General features: G+C 59.6%; 2 protein-coding genes. Both read right to left on the bottom strand.

The features are described from left to right. Positions 1-214: ATP-binding cassette domain-containing protein (locus WCA53_RS33450; protein WP_423922189.1), on the bottom strand; the 214-nt coding region annotated here is incomplete at its 3' end. Between the two features lie 53 nt (positions 215-267). Further along, positions 268-1,332: a taurine ABC transporter substrate-binding protein gene (gene tauA, locus WCA53_RS33445; RefSeq protein ID WP_423922186.1), complete on the bottom strand. Its 1,065-nt coding sequence runs from the start codon at positions 1,330-1,332 to the stop codon at positions 268-270. Between the last annotated feature and the right edge of the window lie 202 nt (positions 1,333-1,534).

The raw sequence follows: 1,534 nt of genomic DNA, 5'->3' as shown, positions 1-1,534 counted from the left end.
CTTCCACCAGACTGCCATCGAGCACGATCTCGCCCCGGGTCGGAGGAATAAAGCCGGCGATCGTGTTGAGCAGGGTTGTCTTGCCACAACCCGACGCGCCAAGCACCACGACGAACTCACCGGCTTCTATCGACAAGGAAACGTTGTCGAGGGCGAGGTTCGGCGGCCCCTTTTTAGCGGGGTATTCGATCGACAGGTCCCTGATTTCAAGCATGATGGATATCCGTGAATGAACTGGCCAAGGTACCTGCTAAGGCACCTTGGCACTTACCTTGCGGTGGCAACAGCCTTGACGTACTCGTCCGTGACGCCAACAGAATAATCGGGCAACGTACTTTGCAGCGTCTTCTGGTCTTTCAGAAAGTCTGCTGTCGCCGTCAACGACTTCGCGGCACCCGACGCCGACCCGCCGCCAAGCCACTTGTCGGAAGACTGCTCCTGGGGCGTGGGGAACTGGTAAAGAGCGAGCGATGCCTTCACTTCTTCCGGCGTGCCACCCGAGACGCTGGCGACCGCCTTGCCTTGCGGCGTGGTTCCAACCCACTGATCCGGATGCGCACGATAATCGGCGTCGCCCTTCGCAAGAATCTTCACGAACGTCGCCATGAATTGGGGATTCGCCTTAGCCCAGTTGCGATCCACGACAAAGCCGTCGAACGTTGCAAGGCCGGTTTGTGCAGCGATCGTCCCGGATGTCGTCACGACCTTTCCGTTTGCTTCCACCTTCGACAAAACCGGGTTCCAGATATAGGTAGCATCGATATCGCCGCGCTCCCAGGCGGCCGCGATTTCAGCAGGACGCATGTTCAGCACTTTGACGTCGGAGGGACTCAAGCCGGCATTCTTGATGGCGAGCAATGCATGAAAATGACTCGTCGATACAAACGGCACGCCCAGGCGCTTGCCCTTGAGCTGGGCGACCGTGCTCACGCCGCTGCCGTCGCGCGCGACCAGTGCTTCCGCGTCGTTGATGTTGTCGAGGATCCAGAACAACTCAATCGGCAATCCCTGGCTCAAGCCCGCCGCGACCGGGCTGGAACCCGCTTCGCCTATTTGCACGTTGCCCGACGCCATCGCGCGGATCACGTCGCCGCCACCGCCGAACTTGCGGTAGCTGACCTTGTAGCCGGTTTCCTTGCCAGCCTCGTCGAGCTGCTGCGCGTAGCGCCACGGCACCATCATGTCCTGATAGGCGATCGTAACTTCCTTGTCGGCGGCAAGCGTCGGGGTGGCTTGGGCGGCAAGAGCCGCGACGCAGAACGTGACGAATACCCGGGCAATCTTGAGCAACGGCACGCTATTCGAATTGGAACGCCAAGCAGAAGCTTTCATTTGGTGGTTCTCGGGGAAAAAAAATTAATGCTCCCGGAAACGGGACGAGTCTGCTCGAATATTTCGATCTATGGTTATCGGTCGCCAGTGTATCGACGCAGGTTTACAGCCAGCGGATTGCGTCAGGAAGGCCCGTCAATTCGTCCGGCCGGGGCGCTTAGGCGGAGGCTGACAGCCGGCGCTAGCGGCCGGCGTATAAGTG

It is taken from the genome of Caballeronia sp., from assembly GCF_049581465.1.
Classification (GTDB): domain Bacteria; phylum Pseudomonadota; class Gammaproteobacteria; order Burkholderiales; family Burkholderiaceae; genus Caballeronia.
The sequence above is the reverse complement of the archived record's forward strand: the minus strand, read 5'-3'. Positions and strand labels throughout refer to the sequence as shown.

What these genes read in the sequence shown, in the direction of transcription:
- tauA (WP_423922186.1), bottom strand. Translation starts at nt 1,332, where the DNA reads ATGAAAGCTTCTGCTTGGCGTTCCAATTCGAATAGCGTGCCGTTGCTC.